This window comes from Poseidonibacter antarcticus (assembly GCF_003667345.1).
Taxonomy (GTDB): Bacteria; Campylobacterota; Campylobacteria; order Campylobacterales; family Arcobacteraceae; genus Poseidonibacter; species Poseidonibacter antarcticus.
Genome location: NZ_RCWF01000003.1, coordinates 143568 through 166739, shown reverse-complemented (window position 1 = coordinate 166739; position 23172 = coordinate 143568). Strand labels below are relative to the sequence as shown.

Below are 23172 nucleotides of genomic sequence, written 5' to 3'. Positions count from 1 at the left end.
CATAAAATATAGATATAAAAAAAGGTATCAATATAATATTGATACCTTTTTTATTTAAAAAGAAAATAATTTTTATAAATCACCCTCGTGTTTACCTAAGTATTCAGCAACACCTTCAGTTGAAGCTTTCATACCTTCATCACCTTTAGACCATCCAGCAGGACAAACTTCACCATGTTCATTTGTAAATAACATTGTATCTACCATTCTAATCATTTCATCAATATTTCTACCTAATGGTAAATCATTAACTACTGCATGTCTTACAGTTCCATCTGAGTCAATTAAGAAAGAACCTCTTAATGCTACTGCGTCACCAAATAATACATCATAATCTTTTGCAATTGATTTAGATAAATCAGCTACCATTGGAAATTTAACTCTTCCAATTCCACCATTTTCAACTGCTGTTTCTCTCCATGCAAAGTGAGAAAATTGAGAATCAATTGAACAACCAATTACTTGAATCCCACGCTCAGCGAAGTCATCAACTCTTTTTGAGAATGCAATGATTTCTGATGGACAAACAAATGTAAAATCTAATGGCCAGAAGAATAATACTGCACCTTTTTCACCAATATTTTCATATAAATTAAAATCTTCTACTATTTGACCATCTGCAAGTACAGCTGTTGCTGTAAAATCTGGAGCTTTTTTTGTTACTAACATATAATAAATCCTTTTTATTTTTTAATAACCATATTATATACCAAAATTGATTAATTAAAACTACAAATTAGCTTAAATTTATAAATTTAACAAATCTTTATTCTTTAATAATTATTATCCTTAGATAGATTAAATGTAAATATTAAGTTAAAAATAAATATTAATTATAATATTTTATATTAATTTAAATGTTTCATATTTACTTATTTTTCTATTAATATTGATAATATATCTTTTTTAAAGATAGTTTTATAATTAGTGTGATAAAGTTTTTTAAATTTTTATAAGGAGTTATATATGGCAGTAATAATTACAGATATTTGTATTAGTTGTGATGCATGTTTAGACGAGTGTCCTACAGAATCAATAGTAGACAATGATGAGAATCCAACAGGTGAAGATATTTATTATGTAAACCCAGAAACATGTACAGAGTGTATTGGTGATAATGATGCACCAGCATGTGCTGATGCATGTCCAACTGAAGGATGTATTCAATGGGATACTAGAGATTCAGTAGCTAATCCTGTTAGAGAAGGAAAAGTAGCTGGTCAACCTTGTGTTGAAGACTAATTTTAACTAGTTTTTAAATTCTAAACCCCCATAAAAAGGCAAGTAATACCTAATTACTTGCCTTTTTTTTATTTTTTAGATATAATCCGCGACTTAATAAAAATCGAGGAATAACATTATGGAACAAACTTTATCAATCATTAAACCTGACGCAGTAGCAAAAAATGTTGTTGGAAAAATCTTATCAAGATTTGAAGACGCTGGATTAAGAATCGCAGCAACTAGAAAAATGCAATTAAGCCAAGCAGATGCTGAAGCTTTTTATGCAGTTCATGCTGAAAGACCTTTCTTTAAAGACTTAGTAGAATTTATGATCTCTGGACCAGTTGTAGTAACTGTTTTAGAAGGTGATAATGCAATGGCAAAAAACAGAGACTTAATGGGTGCAACTAATCCTAAAGAAGCTGAAGCTGGAACAATTAGAGCTGATTTTGCAGAATCAATTGATGCAAATGCAGTACATGGTTCTGATTCAGTTGAAAATGCAACTAATGAAATTAATTTCTTCTTTGCACAAAAAGAAATTTGTTAATTATTGATTAATTAACTTATTTTATAATGAAAATAGAATTTAAGAAAGTACCACAAACTCCCAAATTATTGGAAGCTGAACTAGATTCAGTTAAAATTGAAGGTACTTTTTGTAAAATATCGCAATCATTAGTAAAAATTGAAGCAAAGTTAATTGGAAATACTAATATTAATTGTTGCCGATGTGGAACAACTGATAATATTCAAGTTAATGAAAAATTAAATTTTTTATTAAGTGATGGTATATTTAAAGATGACAATAGCGAAGATTTAGTAATTGAAATAGAAGATGGTTTAATAGATTTTGATGAAATAATTCAAAGTGAACTTGAAGCTATAAGGAGTGATTACCATATCTGTGAACAGTGTTCTAATGATAATGGTGATTTTGAAAAAGAATTTTAAGGAGAAAATAAAATGGCAGTACCAAAGAGAAGAGTCTCTCATAGTAGAGCGGCTAAAAGAAGAACACATTACAAAATTACACTAAAAAGACCGGTTAAAGATACTGATGGAACATGGAAAATGCCTCACACAGTTAACCCAAATACTGGTGAATATAAAAACTAATGCATACTATAGCAATAGATGCGATGGGTGGGGACTTCGGTCCTGAACCTATTATTGAAGGACTTATTAGCGCTTTAAAAAGTAATAATAATTTCACTGCAATTGCAGTAGGTAAAAAAGATGAATTATTATCTTTAATACCACAAAACTTTTTATCAAGAATTGAAATACTAGATACAGATGATGTAATTAGTATGAGCGATTCTGCTACTGATGCACTTAAACGAAAAGAATCTACAATTTATAAAGCTATAGAATTAGTAAGAGAAGGAAAAGCTGGAGCATTAGTTTCTGCTGGACATTCTGGAGCTTCTATGTCATTAGCTACTGTTAGAATTGGAAGAATCAAAGGTGTATCAAGACCTGCTATTGCAACACTTATGCCTACAAGCGAAAATCAAAATACATTAGTATTAGACGTTGGAGCAAATGTAGACAGTGATGCAAAAAATTTATTTCAATTTGCTGTTATGGGTCAAGTTTATGCAGAAGATGTATTACAACTTGAAGATCCAATTATTGGATTATTATCAAATGGTGAAGAAGAAAGTAAAGGTAATGAAGTTACTAAAGAAGCTTATGGTTTAATATCAAAAGTTCCAAATTTCGCAGGTAATGTAGAAGGTAGTGATATCTTCAAAGGAACAGTTGATGTTGTTGTTTGTGATGGTTTTGTAGGAAATATCCTATTAAAAACTGCCGAAGGTGTTGCTGATACAATCGGAAAAATCATAAAGAAAAGTCTTAAGAGATCATTAATTTCAATTGCTGGTGCAGTACTAATGAGAAAAGTATTTAAAAACTTAAAAGTTAGAGTTGACTATGCTGAATATGGTGGAGCTCCATTACTTGGAGTAAAAGCACCTGTTATTATAGCACATGGTAAATCTAACCCTAAAGCAATACACAATGCTATTCTTCATGCAATTAGTGCAGCAAGCTCAAATCTTAATGATGATATTGAAGAAAGATTAGCTAAATATAGTAAATAAAAGATATTTATTATACTTCTAAAAAAGGATATGTAAATGGCATATGCAGCTTTTAGATCTATTGGAGCATATATTCCTCCAAAGATCATGACAAATGCAGATTTTGAAAAAATAATTGATACTAGTGATGAATGGATTACTAAGCGGACTGGTATTAAAGAAAGAAGAATCTCTGAAGAAAATGAAGCTTCATCTGATTTAGGTGCTAAAGCAGCACAAGTTGCGATTGATAGAGCTGAAATTAACAAAGAAGACATTGATTTAGTAATTTGTGCAACTGTTACACCTGACTATTTATGTATGCCCTCAACTGCGTGTTTAATCGCATCAAAATTAGGACTTCCTCCTGTACAAGCTTTCGATGTAAGTGCAGCTTGTACTGGATTTGTTTATGCAACTTCTATTGCTAAAGCCTTTATTGAATCTGGTATGAAAAAAAATGTACTAATAATCGGTGCAGAAACTTATAGTTCTATTTTAGATTATACAGATAGAGGAACTTGTTTTATCTTTGGTGATGGAGCAGGTGCTGCTATTGTATCAGCAAGTGATAATAAAGATGAAGCAATTATTGATGTAAATTGTTCATCTGATGGAAATCATGAAGATTTAATTAAAACAGCTGGTGGAGGAAGTAAACATCCTTGTAGCCAAGAAGTTTTAGATAATAAACTAGCTTGTATTAAAATGAAAGGGAATGAAACTTTCAAATTAGCTGTTAGAACTTTAACTTCTGATGTTCAGATTATGATGGAAAAACATAATATCACACCTGATGATGTTACACATTTTATTCCACATCAAGCAAACCTTAGAATCATAACAGCAGTAGGAAAAGCTTTAGGATTTAGCGAAGATAAAACTGTTATAACTATAGATAAATATGGTAATACATCAGCTGCTTCTATTCCAATGGCAATGAACTACGCTTATGAGCAAGGAAGAATTAAAGCAGGAGATACTGTTTTATTTGATGCATTTGGTGGTGGTTTAACTTGGGGAAGTGCTTTATTTCCTTTTTCACCTAAGAAATAAATTTAGATATAAAAACTCTTTTAAAAAGGTCAAGTTAAATAACTTGACCTTTTTTTATGTACTTACTTAAAATATATTATTTATAAATATAAACAATATCTGATTTATTTGTATCAATTACCAAAGCTTCATCTTTTTGGATTTTTTCATTTGAAATAGTGATAAATGGAAGATTACTTAATCTTGAAAATCTTAAAGGAATACCTAGGTTTTGTTCAATATGCATAGCTCCTACAAATACCAAAAGCTTGTCATTTGGTTTCTTTATAACTTTTTTAGCTATTTTTACTATATTTTCAGCCATATAAGTATCCCAAGCAACTTGAACTCTATACATTCTTTGTTCACATGGTTCAACACTAATAGAAGGCATTTTATTACAGTGTTTTAAATATGGCATTACTAATTGTTTATGAGCACTTACATTTAAATCTAAGTTATTATAAAAAGCTTTTTCTTCGTTATTCATTTTATCAAACTGTTTTAAAGAGATTTTTTTTCTTGTATCTTTTGACATATTCATACCAAAAAGTTTTCCTTTATTTTTCTTTATAGTTTCATATAATGGCTCTACATATTCCCATTTGTAACTTGTGAATTTATCCCATTGTCTTTTTTCTTTTAATGTATTACTAGTAATTTTCCCATCTGTATAATCTTTTAATAATTTATCGTGTTTAGGAGTAAACCATTCATTTGCTAAATATAAATTTGTACTATTTTTATCTAATTCTTTTAAAAGATTTTCAAAGAACTTATGAGTCTTTTTATTATTATGATGGTCTCCTACAAAAACTATAGGATATTTCTCTATTTCTTTTACTAATTCTTCTATATTTATTCTTTTTGCTTGTTTAATTGAATAAATACCTTCTTCTTTGTCAAGATTATGAGTTAAAGGAGTTGATAAATCTTTGTTTGTACATCCTGAGAATAGATAGATTACAGCTAGTAAAGCTAGTAAAGTTTTTAACATATTATTACCTTTTGTTTTATTTTTATAGAAGATATTAGTATATTAAAATTTGTATTTACAAATATTGAACTAAAAACATATAAAATATTGTTCCAGCAAAAATAGATACTAAATAGTTTTTAAGAATTATGTGTAATATCGCTGTAAATGCTATTGCTCCTAATTCTTTTAATCCATAAGGGAAAAGTGAGAAATCTACATCTTTAACTGAATAAACTATTAAAATTGTCATAATAATTGCAGGGAAAAACTTCTCTATAAAACTTATATAAGATGGTAATTCATTTTTTCTAAAAAATAAAAAAGGAAAGGCTCTTGTAATAATATTTACAATTGTCATTACTGCAATTGCGATATAAATCTCATAATTAGTCATTTTCTATTTTCTTTCTAAATGTAAACATCATAATCAATGCAATTATAATTGAAACTATTAACATTTTATCACTTGGAATAAAAATTAATGAAAATAATGATGCTATTAAACCTATTACAAAAGGTGTTATATTTTGCAAATTTTTATACTGTTCAATACATAAAACAACAAATAATGCTGTAAGAGAGAACTCTAAGCCTGCTGTATCAAACTTGATATTTGTACCAACAATTGCTCCAAGTGTTGATCCTATAAACCAATATGATTGATTAAATGCTGTTAAAAAGAAATAATACCATCTCTTTTTTAATTGTTCATCATCTTTAATTGTAGTTAAAAGTGCATAGGTTTCATCTGTTAATCCAAAGATTAGATAAGGTTTTAGTTTTCCTGTTTTTTTGAATCTCTTTAATAGAGATAAACCATAAAAAGATTGTCTTATATTTACAAAAAAAGATGCAATTGCAATATCTACAAAACCAGCTTTTACATTAAAAAAACTAATTGCAACAAACTGCAAAGCTCCAGCATAAATAAATAGTGACATTAAGGGAGCTAAATACCAATCGTAGTCAAAGGATAATAATAATAATCCAAAAGCAAAACCTAAAACACTATATCCCATCATTACAGGAATTGATACTTCAAAGGCTTTTTTTATTTCTTTTTTATATTTCAAATCTATTGTTTATTATTTGAATTTTTTATTGTTTGGGTTATTTTTAAATACATTCATTGAGTTTTCTTCTTGATTCTTATTAAACCTATCAACAGTTGCAACTGAATTTATATATAATATTGACTCATCTACAACTATTTGAAAAACAGAATGTAAAGGAATTTTTGCAACAGAACCAAAGTTTTCACTTCCATATCCAGCTTCAAATGAAATAAAAGCATCATCAATTTCAACTGTTGTAAAAGTATAATTACTTAAAACAAATAGAGAAAATTTTGCTAATTGGTCTTTAATTGAACTTGGTAATTCTGGGTTAAATGTAATTGCATCAACATTTGCTGTAATTGAGAATTCTTGATTATTATCTAATAAAAAATCAATTGTTTCATGTACTTGTTTACATACTAAATCTTTATATTCTTCATTTTCTATAATATCTGTAATCATTTATTTAATATCCATTTATATAATTTACTGATATTATAACTTATGAAACAAATAATTATGCTTATTTTAATAACATTTACTACTACAAATATATTTGCTTACGAATTCAAGCTAAATAAGAATGATTTAAATTATATACATAATTCTGCAAAAAAGAAATTTATATTAAATAGATTAGCAAAATATCAATCTTTAAAAAAGAAAGTACAAAACTACTCATTAATCAGAAAGCTTTCACATATAAACACATTTCTGAATAAGACATTTTCAAAATATGATATTGATGCAAATTTATCAATTGACTATTGGGCGACACCTAAAGAGTTTTTGTTACAAGGTTTTGGAGATTGTGAAGATTATGTTATTGCAAAATATTTTACACTACTTGAACTAAATATTCCAAAAGAAAAGTTATATTTTGCTGTTGTAAAAGTAAAAGGTCAAAAAACTAATCATATGGTACTTTTATATCTTGAAAATAAAAACTCAACAGCTCTTGTTTTAGATAATTTAAGTTTTAGAATACTGCCATTTCCTAAAAGAAAAAACCTAAGTCCAATATTTGCTTTTAATGAAATAGATGCTTATAAACTTACAAAACAAAAATTTACAAAAAAAGTCAAAATAGATTGGGGAAAAGAAGATAAATGGAACAATCTACTAACAAGAGTTTATAAACTTAATGAATAATCATCTTTTATATCAAATCCAATCATTGCATTCATAAGTGCAATTTTTTTAGCTTTTTGTAACATTTCTAAATTTATATCTTTTTGGATAAGTTCATTTTTATTTATAAGTCTAGCTCTTGTTGTTCCACTTAAAAGATAAGATTTTGAAGTAATCCAAGTACCTTCATATAAAATTGCAATATTTGCAATACTTGTATCTGTTACAATATTATTCTTTATAATAATGATTTCATCATTATTTTGTCTTTGTTCAAAAAGAGTGTTTAAACTTTCTCTATCTAGAAATTTTTTATTATAAGAAATTTCATCATTATATATTATTTTAAAACTCTTAATATCTCTTTTTTTATATTCATCGTATTGAACATCTAAAATACCACTATCATCATAAGTCACTTTACATTTTAAAAGTTTAGATGAAGGAGGATAAATATATTCATTTAAGTTTATATTTAAACCTATTGTATTTGCTATTCTTTTACAGTGATAATCTAAGTTAAAAACTTCAAAATCATCACATTTTATTGTTTCAAAATATTTATTATTTTCCACTATTACTCTTTATAATTTTTATATAAAGAATAATATCAAATTTATCAATCTTTTTTACTCTTTTTTACTTTTGGAGCGAAAACTTTTGCTACTTCTTTTGCATATTGTAACTCTGAGGTAATACCTACACAAGAACAATTTATTTCAGAAAGTATATATTTATCACTTCCATCTTTATTATAATCCATAATATAATCCATTGTCCATAATAATGGATAATTTTTGCCATTTAGATATGGTTTTATATCTTTTAAACCATTTATTGTTAAATCAATTACATCTTTCCATTTTGGATCACTTGGTGATTCATATTTATATTTTGCACCAGAAAATAAAGTAGCAGAAAATTCACCCTCTTGTGGTTTTTTATGAACTACTGAAATTGCCTTATCATTTACTAATAAAACTCTAATTTCACCCTCACTTATTCTTTCTAAATATCTACAACCTACAAAGCCTGTTTTTCCATGAAAATATGCAGCATATTCTGATGTTGTTTCTTCAAATTTTGCTTCAAAATTATGTAAAAATTCATTTATATCATCATAATAGTATTTTTTATTATTTACAGCCTCGACTGAAAAAATAGAGCCATCATCTTTTTTTGAAACCAAATAAACACCCTCACCTGTTGATCCATAATTTGTTTTTAAAACTCTAATTCCGTGTTTATCTAAATCAGCTGGAAATTTTCTAGCAAACTCTGTAAAAGTATGATAAAAGAAAGTTTCATCATCACCTAAAGATGTTCCTTTTAACTTTGCTAAGATATCCTTAAAATCTAAATTTATCATAACATCAGGATGTGTATGAATATCAATTCCAGAATTACCCAAAGCTTTTAAAAATTGAAAATATTCATCTGCTTCTTTTAAATTACCAGGATTAATTCTACTAATTACTGAAATAGCTTTTTCTTTTAAATAATCTAATAATTCATATTTTCTATTTGGTCTATAAAAGACAATCTCTGTTTTATATGTTGAAACTTCTTCAATTGCTTCTAAAATTGGTTTAGTATCGGGTCTAAATCCATCAAAACCTTTATCACTACCTTTTGCATATTCAATTATAAAAATAGTATTTCTAGCGTTCATATTACATCCTATATTTAATATATTGGTGTAATATTAAAATTAAAAAATTACAATTGGGTTACTTTTGATTTAATAGTTAAAAAGGTAGATAAATTTTATCAAGGAGTTCTTGATATTCTAAAAGTGCATTTGAATCACAGGTAATTCCACCACCACTTTTATAGTAAGTATTTTTATATAAATCTTCTTCAATGAATCTAATCATTACAGAAGAATCAAGGTTGTTTCCATCATACACACCAAATATTCCTGTATAAAAATCTCTATTATAATCTTCAATACTTTCTAAGATCTCAATAGTTTTTTTCTTTGGCGTTCCTGTAATTGAACCAGCTGGTAATAAAGAAGTTAAAATATTTCCTATTTTTTCATTCCAATTATCTTCTAAATTTCCTGTTATTTTTGAGCTTACTTGTAAGAGTTCTTTATTTCCTGCATTAATTTTATCAATATATCTAAACTTTTCTACTCTAACTTTTGAAGTTACTATTGATAAATCATTTCTTAATAAATCAACAACCATTGTATGCTCAGCCATTTCTTTTTTATTAGCTAATATCTCTTCTTTTGCATTAGGTATTGAAGCATCAATTGTTCCTTTCATTGGATGAGTTGAGATTTTATTTTTTTCTATTTTGATAAATCGTTCAGGTGAAAAACATACAAAATTGTCATTTTTATTTTGAAATCTTAGTTTAAACTTTGCATTTGTATGTTTATAAATATCATCAAGATTATGTGATGTTTGTATTTTTGTTTTTGAAGTTAAATTACAAAGGTAGGTATTCCCATTTTTTATTTCTTCTTGTAAAATATCAAATTTATTTTTGTATTCTTTAAAACTTATAGGGAATTTCTCTAATTTGATTTTAGTTTCAGTTTTTGAATTCTCTTTTGAATTAATTTTATACTTGATAGTATTAGGAAGTTCGTGAAGTTTTTTAATATAAAATTTACTTAAATCATATGAGATAACAAATAAAAATGGCTCTTTTATAGAACCATATTTATTTAATTTTTCTCTTATTATCTCTTTATTCAAACTTAAGCTAATATAAGTTTTTTTAAAACTGCTGCTCTAATAGCAACCCCATTTGTAACTTGTTGTAAAACTTTACATCTTGGATCTTTTAACATTTCATCTGTAATATCAATATTTCTATTTACAGGACCTGGATGTAGAAGTAAAATATTTTTATCCCCCATTAACTCTTTTGTAATACAATAATCTTTTGCGTATTCATTTAATGATTCAAAATAAGTTAAATTATGTCTTTCTAATTGACTTCTTAAACTCATAATAATATCTACTTCATCAACTATCTCAGCAACAGTATTATATTGTTTAAAATCATTACTTTCATATTTAAAACAATCAGGTGCAACTAAACTTACATCTATTCCAAATCTTGGGAGTAATCTTCTATTTGATCCTGCAACTCTTGAATTTCTAACATCTCCAACAATTGCAATTCTTTTACCTTCAAGTTCTCCTTCATAATGTTCATACATTGTGAATAAATCTAAAAGAGCTTGAGTTGGATGAGAGTGTCTTCCATCACCTGCATTTATTATAGGGCAATCAACATATCCAACTAAAGATTCTGGTAATCCACATTCACTATGTCTTATAATAATAGCATCTGGGTTCATAGCATTTATATTTGCTACTGTATCAAAAATAGTTTCTCCTTTAGAAGTTGATGATGTCCCAACATCCAAAGATACTACCTCAGCACCTAATCTTTTAGCTGCAATTTCAAATGAACTTCTAGTTCTTGTTGAGTTTTCAAAAAACAAAGTTACTATTATTTTGCCTTTTAAAATATCATTTGGTTCAAATTTTAAAAATTCTCTTGCGTTATCAAAAAGTGATAAAATTTCATCTTTTGTGAAATCTGAAGTTCTAATTAAATGCTGCATTTTATTCCTTAATTTTAATTTGAATTGTATCAAAAAGCTCTTTAAAAATTAGAAGAATTATGTATAATGAATAACTTTATATTAGGAAAAAATTATATGAAACTACACTTACTTTTACTATTTGTTATTACACTTCTTTTTACAGCTTGTTCTATTAAACCTCTTGAACCTATTAAGTTTGAAACTGTAAACAAAGAAATATCATTTGTAAATGAAATCAAACCCATACTAGATAAGAGATGCGTTTCTTGTCACTCTTGTTACAACTCTCCTTGTCAATTAAAACTTTCATCTTTTGAAGGTTTACAAAGAGGTGGTTCAAAAGAAGATATTTATGCAAATAGATTAAGTGCAGCAAATCCTACAAGATTATTTACAGATGCAATAAACGAAAAACAATGGAGAGAAAAAGGTTTCTTTTCTGTTACAAATGATTTAAAGGATTCAAAAGAATCAATTATGATGCAATATCTTTTCCAAAAAGATAAGAATCCTTTAAATATTGGTGAATATTCGCCTGAAACTGATGAAGTAACTTGTTCAAAAGATAAAGATGAATTAGCAGAATTTTTTGATGATAATCCACATAAAGGAATGCCTTATGGTTTTCCTGCACTAGAAAAAAAAGAGTATAATCTTCTTATGACTTGGTTAAAACAAGGATATAAAGATGACACTCCTAAAAATATTATTCCAAAAGATGAACAAATACAAATATCAAAATTTGAAGAGTTTTTTAATAATAAAGATATAAAACATAAAGTAAGTGCTAGATATATTTATGAGCATCTATTTTTAGCACATATATCTTTTGATGATAAAAGTAAAAACTTCTATGAATTAGTTCGTTCAAAAACTCCAAGTGGAAAAGATGTACAGATTATTGCTACAAAATTCCCATATGACAATATAGAAGGTGAATTTTTTTATAGATTTAGAAAGATAGAATCTACAATTGTTCATAAAACACATATGGTTTATAAGCTCAATAATAAAAAACTATCAAGATATAAAGAGTTATTTATAAATAAAAAATGGGATGTAAAACCATATCTTGCAAGTTATAATTCTAATATAACTGCAAATGCTTTAGAAGTTTTTGAGCAAATTCCTGCAAAAAGTAGATATGAGTTTTTACTTGATGATGTTCATTATATTATTATGAATTTTATTAGAGGTCCTGTTTGTAAAGGACAAATTGCACTAAATGTAATACAAGATCATTTTTGGGTTATGTTCTTAGACCCTAAATATGATGTATCATTACAAGATAGATTTTATTTACACGATAATATCAAAAATTTATTTATCCCTAATCAATATGGAGAAAACCCAAGTATTTTAAAAACAACATCTATTTTAGATAATTATGAATTAGCTAAAAAGTATGAAATTAATAAATCTAAGATATATAAACAGTATTATCCAAATGGATTAGATATAAACTCTATTTGGAAAGGTAATAAAAAAGATACAGATAATAAAAATGATTCTATACTTACAGTATATAGACACTTTGATTCAGCATCTGTACTTAAAGGTGCATTAGGAAATATTCCTAAAACTTTATGGGTAATTGATTATCCATTATTAGAAAGAATTTATTATTCACTAGTAGCAGGATTTAATGTATTTGGAAATACAGCTCATCAATTAATGGTTAGAACGCATATGGATAGACTTAGAATTGAAGGTGAAAGTAACTTCTTGGAATATTTACCAAAAGAATCAAGAAAAAAATATTTTAATTCTTGGTATGAAGGTTGGTTAGCATCACAATTAAGTGTTTATGTACCATCATCAATGCAAAGTCCTATAAAATATACTACAAGTGATTATAAAGAAGAATTTGTAAAAGATATATTTGATTACTTAGATATTAAAAAAGATTCTATAAACTTTATTGAAGAAAATTATAAAAATTCTGAGATTAAAAAAGTATATAATTCAAAAGAAGAAATAGAAGAGACTTTTAAATCATTAACTACTCCTAATTCATCAGAGATAATAAAAGCTTTTACAGATTCCAAAGCTAATCTTGCACACATTAGAATTAAAATGAATAATCAAGAAAATTTAGTTTATTCTATGATAATTAATAGATGGCATAAAAATGTTGCTTTATTATTTGATGAAGAATCAAGGCTTGATTCTTCAAAAGATACAGTAAATTATATAAAAGGATTTGTAGGTTCTTATCCAAATATGTATGTAGAAGTAAAACAAGATGATTTAAGTGAATTTTTTAATCTTATAAAGAATTATCAAGATACGCCAAGTGATAATAAAAAGATTTTAAAGTATGTAATAAATAGAGCTAATCCAAAGTTTTGGGTTAGTTTTGATTGGTTTAATAGTGAATTTAAAAAGCAAGATAGTTTAAATTATGGTCTAATGGATTTAAATAGATATTTAAGCAAAGCAATTAATAATTAATGTATTAATAAATCGTTTAAATATTTTTGATATAATCTATTTAAAAGTTAAAAATACGTATATAAAAATTAGGAAACAAAATGATTGAACAAATTGATAAAGAGTATGTATTACATACTTATGCAAGAAACTATGTTAATTTTAAAAGAGGTGTAAATGCAACACTTTTTGATGAAAATGATAAAGACTATATAGATTTCACAGCAGGAATTGCTGTTGTTAGTGTAGGACATGGTAATAAAAGAGTTGCAGATAAAATATATGAACAAGTATCAAATATTACTCATATTTCAAACCTTTATGCAATTGAACCACAAGCACTTTTAGCAAAAAGATTAAGTGAGTTATCAGATATGGATATTAGAACATTCTTTGCAAATAGTGGTGCTGAGGCAAATGAAGGAGCTATTAAAATAGCTAGAAAATATGGTGAAACACATTTTAAAGAGAAAAAATATAAAGTAATTACATTAACTAACTCTTTTCATGGGAGAACAATAACAACAGTAAAAGCAACTGGTCAAGATGCTATGCATACTCCAAACTTTTCTCCATATCCTGATGGTTTTTCTCATCTTAATAGTATTCAAGATATTTATACTTCAATTGATGATGAAACAGTTGCAGTTATGATTGAATTAGTTCAAGGAGAAGGTGGAGTTCAACCTTTTGATAAAAAAGAAATTCAAAAGTTAGCAAAATTTTTAAAAGAACAAGATGTATTATTAATCATTGATGAGGTTCAAACAGGTGTATACAGAACGGGTGAGTTCTTAGCTTCAAATCTTTATGAAATCAAACCAGATATTGTAACTTTAGCAAAAGGTTTAGGTGGTGGTGTTCCAATTGGTGCAATTATGACAACTCATAAAGACATATTCTCTCCTGGTGATCACGGTTCTACTTTTGGTGGAAACTATTTAGTAACAGCAGCTGCACTTGAAGTTTTAGATATTTTAGAAGAAATAAAAGATGATGGAAGTTTAGATGCAACTATTATCTATTTTAATTCAAAATTAAATGCAATTTATGAAAATAATAAAGACCTTTTTACAGCAAATGTTGGATTAGGATTAATGAGAGGTCTTAGAGTAAAAGATGCCCAAACATTAGCCCTTATTATTAAAACTGCTTTTGAGTATGGAGTGTTAGTATTAAAAGCTGGACAAAATACACTAAGATTCCTTCCTGCATTAACAATTTCAAAAGAAGAAATGAATGAAGGTTTTAAAAGGTTAGAAAATGCACTTAATAAAATCAAGCAAGGTTAAACTACTATTATGTAGTTTAATCTTCACAAACCTTTTTGCTTCAGATATTCTAAATGATAATTCAATATTATCAGAACCTAGAAAGAAGACATTTGATTTATCAAAAGAACAAATAAAAGAAGACAGTTCCAAATTAAAAAAAGATTGGATAAACCCAATCACATATAAATATACAAAAAATTTAGGTGAAGATTACAAAACATCAAAATCTGTAATTTCTATAGATCAACCAATTTTCCAAAGTGGTGGAATTTATCAAGCTATAAAATATGCCCAATCAACATATAACTATGCATCATTAGAAATTCAACAAGAACAAAAAGAATTAATCAAAAAAGCTGTAAATCTTTTATTTAATATTGAAAAAACTAAACTTAATATAAAAAAAGCAAAATATACTCTAGAAAATGCAAAAATTGATGTTGAAAGAAAAAAAGAACAAGTACTAAATGGATTTCTAGATGCATCATTTTTAGATGATGCTCTTTTAACACTAAATAGTACAAAAAATTCTTTAGTTGATTTAAAATATTCAAAACAAGAATTAATTAATAATTTTAATGCTATTTCATCAAAAGAATATACTACTTTTAAACTACCAACATTTAAGCTATTTTCAAAAGAAGAATATCTTGAAAATAATATAGAAATAAAAAAAGCAAAAGCAGATATCACAAAAAAAGGTAATTTTGCTTATATGACAAAAGCCAAGTATTTACCAAGTGTAAATGCTTATTATACTTATTCTAAATATCATGATACAGATGATAATACAAGCTTAGATAAGGAAAATAATCAAACATTTGGATTAACTGTATCTGTACCATTTGATACAAGAACTTTTAATGATATTGAAAGTAAAAAAATTGATTATCTAAAATCTAAATTAGATTTACAAAATACACTTACAGATGAAAAAATATTTTTCAAAACTAGTATAGATAAAATCAATATGATTAATGAAAGATTACAAATTACAAGAGATGATTTAGAAGTTTATGATTCAATCTTAAAAATTATAAATGAAGAAAAAGAAGCTCAACTAAAAACACAAAGTGATTTAGAAACACTACAAAACTCTCAAAAAATAAAATCAATAGATTTGAAAACTTACGAGATTGATAGACAATTAACTTTACTAGATATGTATGTAAAACTTAAATAAAAGTTTTACATACAATATTACTATTTAGATTTTTTCTCTTTAAAATTTAAATAATATTCAATTTCTGAAGCAGTTAATATTTTAATAGTATTAGTACTTCCAGGCATTCCAACAGGATAACCTACAGTTGCTACATAAGGTCCTTCTTTTTCTAATAAACCTTTTTCATCTAATAACACTAACATTTTTTGAAACATTTTTGAAGCTTGCGCTTCTTTAATTGTACCAACAGGATGAACACCCCAAATTGCTGTAAGAGAATTTAATATTTTTTTCTTATGTGTAAATGCGAAGATTGGTGTTTTTGGTCTATATCTTGACATTTTAATAGCTGACTTCCCTGAACTTGTAAGTGCTAAAATACCTTTAGCATTTAAATCATCTGCTAATTTTGTAACAGTTGCTTGAATAACATCAAATTTATCCAAATATGGAAATTTATCTTGTTTATTATAATTATAAATATCTTCAGTTCTTGAAATAATATTACTCATAGTATCAACAACATTTATTGGGTCTTCCCCTACTGCACTTTCTTCAGAAAGCATTACAACATCAGTTCCATCTAATACAGCATTAGCAACATCTGATATTTCAGCTCTTGTAGCTCTCTCATTTTCAGTCATTGATAAAAGCATTTGAGTTGCTGTAATTACAGGCATACCTACAGTATTTGCTTTTTTAATAAGCATTTTTTGGATTGTTGGAACATCATAATAAGGAACTTCAATACCTAAATCTCCCCTTGCAACCATCAATCCATCACTAGCTTCTATAATTTCATCAATATTTTCAACTGCATCAAATTTTTCAATTTTAGCAATTAATTTTCCTTTATATCCATTTAAAAGTTTTCTAGCTCTTTGCATATCACTTCCATTTTGTACAAATGAAATAGCAAAATAATCTACATGGTTTTCAACACCCCACGCAATATCTTTCTCATCTTTTTTTGTAATTACATTAATATCAATTACTGTATTTGGGAAGTTTACACCTTTTCTAGAACTTAGTATTCCATGATTTTCTATTTTAGCTTTTACTTCACCTTCAACTTGAATAACTTTTGCTCTAATAGTTCCATCATAAAGATATATATATTCATCAATTTTTACTTTTTTTAAAATATCTGGATAATTTATTGATACAACATACTCTTTATCAGCTTTTTTATATCCTACAATCTCATCTTTTTGAAAAGTAACAATATCACCTCTTAATAGTTCAAAAGGTTCTTTTAAATCACCAACTCTTACTTTTGGTCCTGAGATATCTTGTAATATACCTACAGTTGTATTTAAATTCTTCATTGCAGTTCTAATATTATTTAAAGTATTTAAGTGATATTCGTGACTTCCATGTGAAAAGTTTAGTCTAAACATGTTTGCACCTGCTTTAATTAATCCTTCAATTATTTCAAGGCTATGGCTTGCTGGGCCTAAAGTTGCTAATATTTTTGTTCTTTTATCCATATACAATTCCTTAATTAATTTATCATTATTATAACACAAATTTATTACATATTAATTACTAAATTGTATAACAAATATTTCACAATGATATGGTAAAATACCCCAATATTCATATTAAGGATAATTAAATGAAAATAAAATTAATGATATCTTCAATTGTTGCAGCAGCTATGATTAGTGGTTGTGCCACAAAAACAGGAAATCAAACAATAGATAATAATCAAAGTGCAATTATAGGTACAACATTAGGAGCACTTGCAGGAATTGCTCTAGGAAATAATATAGGTGGTGGAAGTAAAAGTAGAAATAAAGTAATTGGCGCAGTAGCAGGTGCTGCTATTGGTGGAGCTATTGGTTATAATTTAGACCAACAAGCAAAAGAAGTTGCTAACAGTTTAGATACAAATGTTAATAATAATCCAAATGCAGCATTAGACCCAAATCAAGACTTAATTGTATCAAATACAGATAATTACGTAAAAATTATGTTTAGAGATGCCATGATGTTTGAAACAAATTCAGCAACACCAACTATGAGTGCAAATTCTAAAATTTTAAAAGTAACAAGTGTACTTGAAAAATATCCAAATACCTTAGTTCAAGTAACGGGGCATACAGATAGTAGAGGTACTCATTCTTATAATAAAACATTATCAGAACAAAGAGCTTCAAATGTTGGTAATATTATTTATAATTCAGGTGTACAAAATCAAATTTTCTCAAAAGGTTGTTCTTTTGATAAACCTATAGCTCCTAATAATAATGCTACTAATATGGCCCTAAATAGAAGAGTTGAAGTTTATTTATATCCAAATCAAGAATCAGTAATTGATACGTGTAAATAAAAAGAGAAATCTTTTTATTTACACCCTCGCTTTCTTTATCTACTCAATCAAATTTTGCTATAATTAACAATGATAAAATTTAGTGAATACTTTAATGAATGGCTGTATGGAAATGATGGCTATTATGCTACATATAAACAAATAGGGAAAGATGGTGATTTTTTTACATCTGTTTCTACTTCATCATTTTTTGGTGGAGCAATTGCAAAAAAAATTATACAAACAATAGAAAGTGGATTTTTACCCAAAAATACTACAATATTAGAAATTGGTGCGCATCATGGATATTTGTTAGCTGATGTAATTCAATTTATTTATACTCTTAAACCTGAACTTCTTGATACTTTAAATTTCAGTATTGTAGAAAGATTTCCTAAGCTTCAAGAAAAACAAAAAGAATATATAAAAGAATCATTTGGTGATATAATCAAATTAAAACATTATGATCATTTAAGTGAAGTTAAACTTGACAATGCTTTTGTATTAGCAAATGAAATATTTGATGCGTTTTCATGTGAATTAGTTTATACAAATGATAAAAATATTTTACAACAAGCCTTTGTAGAAAATCACAAAATCAAGTTTATTGATTGTGTTGATGAAAAAATAATAAATCATTGTAAAAAATATCAAATTACAAAAGGTGAAATGGGAATTGGATATGAAGAGTTTATTAATACACTTTGTAAAAATATAAAAAGTTTTGAATTTTTAACTTTTGATTATGGAGATAGATACCCAAGAAATGACTTTTCTACAAGAGTTTATGAAAAGCATGAGGTATATCCAATATTTGAAGAAGATTTAGACCTAAAAAAATTATATAAAAAATCTGATATAACATATGATGTGCATTTTAATCATTTACGTGATTGTTTCAAAAATAACAATATAGATAATATTGTTTTTAATACTCAATTAAAAGCTTTAGTAGAATTTGGAATCATTGAATTGCTAGAAATTTTAAAAGCAAATGTAAACGAGTCAAGCTATCTTAGACAAACACAAAAAGTTAAAACATTACTAGAACCAACTGGTATGGGAGATAGATTTAAAATTTTAAATGTAAAACGGAGTTAATATGAGAATTTTACTATTAGAAGATGATGTAATGCTAAATAGATCAATTACTCAATATCTTCAATCAACAAATCATGAAGTAAGAACTGTACGAGATGGAAGAAATTGTCTTAGAATTCTAGAAGAAGAAAATCAATTTGAACTATTAATATTAGATATTAATGTACCTGATATAAATGGATTTGAAGTATTAGAAACATTACATGGAAGAAGTATTCTTGTTCCAACTATTTTTATATCTGCACTTATAGATATTGAAGAAATCTCAAGAGCATTTGAACTTGGATGTTATGATTATTTGAAAAAACCCTTTCATCTTAAAGAGCTTACTTTACGTATAAATAAAATTACACAGTCACAAATTGTTCCAAAACAAAATAAAAAACTTTCTTCTAAATATAGTTTCAACTCAAATACTTTAACTCTTTTGTATAATAATATGGCACAAACTCTTACAAAAAGACAAATACAAATTATTCAACTTCTTGCAAGATATAGAAATTCAACTGTTAATTATGATATGTTTAGAGAGTTTGTATGGCAAGATAATGATATTGATAATGCAACAATTAGAGCAGAAGTTAATAGACTAAAAAAAGTATTACATGAAGATTTTATTATAAATATAAGAGGTCTTGGATACATGATTGAATATGAAAAAGAATAATAAAGGTATTAAATGCAATTAATAATAAATGGTGAAAATAAAAGTTTTGATGATACTTTTTCACTACAACAAATAATGATAAACTTAGAAATTGGAGATAAAGTAATGGCAGCTGCTGTTAATATGGAAATAGTAAAAAAAGATACTTGGAATGATTTTATTCCAAAAAATGACGACAAAATTGAATTACTTCAATTCGTTGGTGGTGGTTGAGAATAAATTTTTATGAGTAAACATAAAGGCGATGAAGCAGAAAAAAGAGCTATATCTTATTTAGAAGATTTAGGCTACAAAATAATTGAACATAATTTTTATGCTAAAAAATTAGGTGAAATAGATATTATTGCAGTAAAGAATAATATCTATCACTTTTGTGAAGTTAAATCAGGAAATGACTATGAAAGTGCTATTAATAATATAACACCTTCAAAATTATCTAAAATAAAAAGAAGCCTTAACTACTATTTACAAATTAAAAAACTAAATGTTGCTTATTGTATTGATGCCATAATAGTTACACCTACTAATATTGATTTACTTGAAAATATTACACTTTAATTTTTTTGCCTTCTTTCATAAGTCTTTTCAAGAATAAGCATTAACTCTTTTTTATTAGTATCACTATTTTTTTTAGCAAGTTTTAAAATTTCTTTTTTGTCATCAAAAATTTCTTCTGCATTATCTTGATTTTTAAAATCACTTCTATTTGCATGAGATCTTTGCGCAATTAATTCAGAAAAAAGATATAACTTTGTAAATAAAGACATTCTCCAATTCAAATTTGTAATAGGACCATAAACAGTTTGTTCTTTTACTCCAAAGCCTTTTGTTTTTTTGCTTATTAATTCTGTTCCAATTAATGATGCAGTCCCAGCAGAAATTGCACCTATTCCAGAACCTAATAAAGTACCAAGGCCCATACTTCCAAATAAATCAACACCAAATCCAATAGAACCACCTGAAACAGCACCCAAAGAAGTTGCAATTGCAATTAATGTAGATTTAGGAAGACCAAAGATTTTAGTAAAATTCTCTGAATCTATTTCTATTCTTTTTAGCTTTTGAATATCACTATTTAAATTATAAAAACCCCACTCTTTTGCAATAATATTATAAAATTTATCTTCTTGTTTTTTTATATCTTTAAAAAAATCATTTTTATGATTTTGAGAATTCTTTGTATATGTAAACTCTTTTTTATATGTAATTATTTTATAAAAACTATCTACTAATTCTTCAAAAGTAAATTTTATTCTTCTTTGAAAGTCTTTATTTAAAATTAAAATAGAATGACTTAGTTGTTCTTTAATTTTACTATCTTCTATTTTTAATTTCATTGATTCTAATAATCTTATCTTATCTTTAAAAGAAGAATTTAATACATTATAATCTAAAGAATCAATAAAATATAGCTTTGTAATACTTTCCCAAGTATGTTTATTATCTTCTTCTCCTATTTGATTAAAAATAGCAAAAGAAGGAAGATTTGTCTTTGTAATAATATCTATTTGGCTTTGATATTCACTTCTATATGATTCAGAACTATTTATTAAATAAAGAATAATAGGCTTTTGTCTTAGGATTTTATAGATTTCAATATCTTTCTTATACTCTTCATTATTTTCATATTTTTTTATAAAAGCTTCTAATAAAGAGTCAAAATCAGTATATTTATCTTTATTTTCATCATTAAAATCTAATAATTCTTCATAATTATCAAAGCCAGGAGTATCATATAATTCATAGATTATTTCATCATCAATTTTTAAAGGAAAACATTTTGAAATAGTTGTTTCTCCTGATTTACTTGATATTTTAATATTATCATCATAGGCAAGAGTTGAAACTAAACTACTCTTTCCTTTATTTGGATCACCTATAATTGCTATTTTTAAATTATTATTCATTTGGAAGCTCAATATTTATCTCTTTTTCTTTTAAAAATCTTTTCCACTCTAATATATTTGAATCTTCAAAAACTTCTGATCCATTATCATCTACAAAACATAAATATAAAGAACAATGGCTTAATTTTCTCATCATATTTATAGCTATCATTTTAGGTGAACTTTGGACATTTATTATAATTAAAACATTAGAAGTAAAATCTTTAAAATTCATATTTCTATGATAACTTTCAATATCAATATTTAGATATCTTTCATCATTTTTTATTGCATTTATTGCATTTTCATTTAATGAATAAAGTAAAATTTTTGAATACTTAGATTCCATTTGTTCCTTTGTATTTTTTATATCAATACTACCATTTTTTCTTTTCAAAGAAGAGTTGTAAATTTCTTCTTTTTCATAATCTGTAGTTGTGATTTTTGGCTTAAGATATTCTAATATTCTTTTTGATTTACTATTATATAAAAAAGAATTTTTTAGTGCCTTTTGTGAAAAATAAAAAGCAAGAATCAAACTTATTGTTCGAGGTATTAAAATCCAAAAAACAAGCAAACTAATAAGAAACCATAACCAAATAGAATTACTACTGGCATTTTTAGATGATTCAATTATTAATTCATGACTAGGAATAAGACCTGGAAAAATCATTTTTATTGGATAGGAAAAAAAATCTATTATAGAAGTAAAGAAATTATTACTAAGCCATGTAGTTGCAAAATAAAATTTATAACTTTCAATTGCTGTTAAAAACAATAATATAACTATAGATAAAACTGAAAAAATAATAGATATACCTTGTAAATAAAAGCAAGAAACTTTTTTTATTCCTTCTTTTACAATTTCATCTTGTATTTTTTCTGTAATAAAACTAAAACATGAATTTGAACTTCTTTTATATAGAATACCTACAAGTGAAATAGTCATTAATCCAAAAGGTATGATAATAATCACTAATATAAAAAATAAAATATTGATTTGATTAGTACTTTTATCTACATATCCTAAAGACAAAATTAATGACAAAATAATAGGTATAAAAAAATAAATATACTTGAATATTTCCTGATTTTTATTTTTATTTAAATCATCTGAAATTTTTATTAATTTCTTATAATCATCTTTTTCTTTGTTATACTTACTTTTGGATAAATCAATTAAGTCTAAATCACTTAAGTTTTTTCTTCTTCGTATATATACACTTAAGTTCATTTCT

At 26.0% G+C, this 23172-nt stretch carries 27 protein-coding genes; 15 read left to right on the top strand and 12 right to left on the bottom strand.

Annotated features, from left to right (window positions below; translation table 11 throughout):
* Positions 1-72: 72 nt before the first annotated feature.
* Entirely contained in the window at positions 73-669 is a 597-nt protein-coding gene (locus tag D9T19_RS05800) for a peroxiredoxin (RefSeq protein WP_121627280.1), read from the bottom strand.
* Between the two features lie 297 nt (positions 670-966).
* Here D9T19_RS05800 and D9T19_RS05795 point away from each other — a divergent pair, with 297 nt between their 5' ends.
* The 6 genes from D9T19_RS05795 (at position 967) to D9T19_RS05770 (ending at position 4370) form a co-directional block, all read left to right on the top strand.
* Positions 967-1242 carry a 4Fe-4S dicluster domain-containing protein gene (locus D9T19_RS05795; protein ID WP_121627279.1) on the top strand — a complete coding sequence of 92 codons (276 nt, stop codon included), beginning with the start codon at positions 967-969 and terminating at the stop codon, positions 1240-1242.
* 118 nt (positions 1243-1360) lie between these two features.
* A complete protein-coding gene (gene ndk, locus D9T19_RS05790) occupies positions 1361-1774 on the top strand; it encodes a nucleoside-diphosphate kinase (protein WP_121627278.1) in 414 nt (137 codons plus the stop codon).
* A 26-nt stretch (positions 1775-1800) separates the two neighbouring features.
* Complete coding sequence (locus D9T19_RS05785) at positions 1801-2178, top strand: hypothetical protein (RefSeq protein ID WP_121627277.1); 378 nt, start codon at positions 1801-1803, stop codon at positions 2176-2178.
* Positions 2179-2190: 12 nt separating this feature from the next.
* Positions 2191-2343, top strand: a complete 153-nt coding sequence (rpmF, locus tag D9T19_RS05780; RefSeq protein WP_076088495.1) for a 50S ribosomal protein L32 — start codon at positions 2191-2193, stop codon at positions 2341-2343.
* Positions 2343-3335, top strand: a complete 993-nt coding sequence (gene plsX, locus D9T19_RS05775) for a phosphate acyltransferase PlsX (RefSeq protein ID WP_121627276.1) — start codon at positions 2343-2345, stop codon at positions 3333-3335. Before rpmF ends, plsX begins: the two co-directional genes overlap by 1 nt.
* Positions 3336-3371: 36 nt before the next feature.
* Positions 3372-4370, top strand: a complete 999-nt coding sequence (locus D9T19_RS05770; protein ID WP_121627275.1) for a beta-ketoacyl-ACP synthase III — start codon at positions 3372-3374, stop codon at positions 4368-4370.
* Positions 4371-4446: 76 nt separating this feature from the next.
* On the opposite strand, the gene D9T19_RS05765 is transcribed toward D9T19_RS05770, so the two are convergent.
* The 4 genes from D9T19_RS05765 to D9T19_RS05750 are packed head-to-tail and all read right to left on the bottom strand — an operon-like array spanning position 4447 to position 6848.
* On the bottom strand, positions 4447-5346 hold the full coding sequence (locus D9T19_RS05765) for a ChaN family lipoprotein (protein WP_121627274.1): 900 nt from the start codon (positions 5344-5346) through the stop codon (positions 4447-4449).
* Between the two features lie 55 nt (positions 5347-5401).
* Positions 5402-5722 (bottom strand): branched-chain amino acid transporter permease, encoded by a 321-nt coding sequence (locus D9T19_RS05760; RefSeq protein WP_121627273.1) that lies wholly within the window; start codon positions 5720-5722, stop codon positions 5402-5404.
* The gene (locus tag D9T19_RS05755; RefSeq protein ID WP_121627272.1) at positions 5715-6401 is read right to left on the bottom strand and encodes an AzlC family ABC transporter permease; all 687 of its coding nucleotides are present in this window, start codon (positions 6399-6401) and stop codon (positions 5715-5717) included. The genes D9T19_RS05760 and D9T19_RS05755 overlap by 8 nt, the downstream gene beginning before the upstream one ends.
* A gap of 12 nt (positions 6402-6413) precedes the next feature.
* Positions 6414-6848, bottom strand: coding sequence for a hypothetical protein (locus D9T19_RS05750; RefSeq protein ID WP_121627271.1), 435 nt, complete (start codon positions 6846-6848; stop codon positions 6414-6416).
* A gap of 42 nt (positions 6849-6890) precedes the next feature.
* On the opposite strand from D9T19_RS05750, the gene D9T19_RS05745 reads away from it, so the two are divergent.
* Positions 6891-7538 (top strand): transglutaminase-like cysteine peptidase, encoded by a 648-nt coding sequence (locus D9T19_RS05745; RefSeq protein ID WP_121627270.1) that lies wholly within the window; start codon positions 6891-6893, stop codon positions 7536-7538.
* On the opposite strand, the gene D9T19_RS05740 is transcribed toward D9T19_RS05745, so the two are convergent.
* From D9T19_RS05740 to D9T19_RS05725, 4 genes are all read right to left on the bottom strand, one after another.
* Positions 7520-8092 carry an aminotransferase class IV gene (locus D9T19_RS05740; protein WP_121627269.1) on the bottom strand — a complete coding sequence of 191 codons (573 nt, stop codon included), beginning with the start codon at positions 8090-8092 and terminating at the stop codon, positions 7520-7522. The two genes, D9T19_RS05745 and D9T19_RS05740, sit on opposite strands and share 19 nt — an antisense overlap.
* Before the next feature lie 44 nt (positions 8093-8136).
* Entirely contained in the window at positions 8137-9189 is a 1053-nt protein-coding gene (locus D9T19_RS05735; RefSeq protein WP_121627268.1) for a Cj0069 family protein, read from the bottom strand.
* Between the two features lie 76 nt (positions 9190-9265).
* The gene (locus D9T19_RS05730) at positions 9266-10231 is read right to left on the bottom strand and encodes an aminodeoxychorismate synthase component I (RefSeq protein WP_121627267.1); all 966 of its coding nucleotides are present in this window, start codon (positions 10229-10231) and stop codon (positions 9266-9268) included.
* 2 nt (positions 10232-10233) lie between these two features.
* On the bottom strand, positions 10234-11112 hold the full coding sequence (locus tag D9T19_RS05725; protein ID WP_121627266.1) for an aspartate carbamoyltransferase catalytic subunit: 879 nt from the start codon (positions 11110-11112) through the stop codon (positions 10234-10236).
* Positions 11113-11208: 96 nt separating this feature from the next.
* Here D9T19_RS05725 and D9T19_RS05720 point away from each other — a divergent pair, with 96 nt between their 5' ends.
* From D9T19_RS05720 to D9T19_RS05710, 3 genes are all read left to right on the top strand, one after another.
* Positions 11209-13548 (top strand): fatty acid cis/trans isomerase, encoded by a 2340-nt coding sequence (locus D9T19_RS05720; RefSeq protein ID WP_121627265.1) that lies wholly within the window; start codon positions 11209-11211, stop codon positions 13546-13548.
* Between the two features lie 80 nt (positions 13549-13628).
* Positions 13629-14819 (top strand): aspartate aminotransferase family protein, encoded by a 1191-nt coding sequence (locus tag D9T19_RS05715; RefSeq protein ID WP_121627264.1) that lies wholly within the window; start codon positions 13629-13631, stop codon positions 14817-14819.
* Complete coding sequence (locus D9T19_RS05710) at positions 14791-15984, top strand: TolC family protein (protein WP_121627263.1); 1194 nt, start codon at positions 14791-14793, stop codon at positions 15982-15984. The genes D9T19_RS05715 and D9T19_RS05710 overlap by 29 nt, the downstream gene beginning before the upstream one ends.
* A 20-nt stretch (positions 15985-16004) precedes the next feature.
* Here the strand turns inward: D9T19_RS05710 and pyk are convergent, their stop codons facing one another.
* Positions 16005-17456: a pyruvate kinase gene (gene pyk / locus D9T19_RS05705; RefSeq protein ID WP_121627262.1), complete on the bottom strand. Its 1452-nt coding sequence runs from the start codon at positions 17454-17456 to the stop codon at positions 16005-16007.
* Between the two features lie 128 nt (positions 17457-17584).
* On the opposite strand from pyk, the gene D9T19_RS05700 reads away from it, so the two are divergent.
* The 5 genes from D9T19_RS05700 (at position 17585) to D9T19_RS05680 (ending at position 20606) form a co-directional block, all read left to right on the top strand.
* Positions 17585-18301 carry an OmpA family protein gene (locus D9T19_RS05700; protein WP_121627261.1) on the top strand — a complete coding sequence of 239 codons (717 nt, stop codon included), beginning with the start codon at positions 17585-17587 and terminating at the stop codon, positions 18299-18301.
* Between the two features lie 69 nt (positions 18302-18370).
* The gene (locus tag D9T19_RS05695; protein WP_205588692.1) at positions 18371-19381 is read left to right on the top strand and encodes an SAM-dependent methyltransferase; all 1011 of its coding nucleotides are present in this window, start codon (positions 18371-18373) and stop codon (positions 19379-19381) included.
* A gap of 1 nt (position 19382) precedes the next feature.
* On the top strand, positions 19383-20048 hold the full coding sequence (locus D9T19_RS05690) for a response regulator transcription factor (RefSeq protein ID WP_121627260.1): 666 nt from the start codon (positions 19383-19385) through the stop codon (positions 20046-20048).
* Positions 20049-20060: 12 nt separating this feature from the next.
* A complete protein-coding gene (gene thiS / locus D9T19_RS05685) occupies positions 20061-20261 on the top strand; it encodes a sulfur carrier protein ThiS (RefSeq protein WP_121627259.1) in 201 nt (66 codons plus the stop codon).
* Positions 20262-20273: 12 nt separating this feature from the next.
* Positions 20274-20606: a YraN family protein gene (locus D9T19_RS05680; RefSeq protein WP_121627258.1), complete on the top strand. Its 333-nt coding sequence runs from the start codon at positions 20274-20276 to the stop codon at positions 20604-20606.
* Here the strand turns inward: D9T19_RS05680 and D9T19_RS05675 are convergent.
* Together D9T19_RS05675 and D9T19_RS05670 are read right to left on the bottom strand one after the other, a co-directional pair.
* Positions 20603-21955: a DUF3482 domain-containing protein gene (locus D9T19_RS05675; RefSeq protein ID WP_121627257.1), complete on the bottom strand. Its 1353-nt coding sequence runs from the start codon at positions 21953-21955 to the stop codon at positions 20603-20605. The two genes, D9T19_RS05680 and D9T19_RS05675, sit on opposite strands and share 4 nt — an antisense overlap.
* A complete protein-coding gene (locus D9T19_RS05670; protein ID WP_121627256.1) occupies positions 21948-23168 on the bottom strand; it encodes a DUF2868 domain-containing protein in 1221 nt (406 codons plus the stop codon). The genes D9T19_RS05675 and D9T19_RS05670 overlap by 8 nt, the downstream gene beginning before the upstream one ends.
* Positions 23169-23172 lie beyond the last annotated feature (4 nt).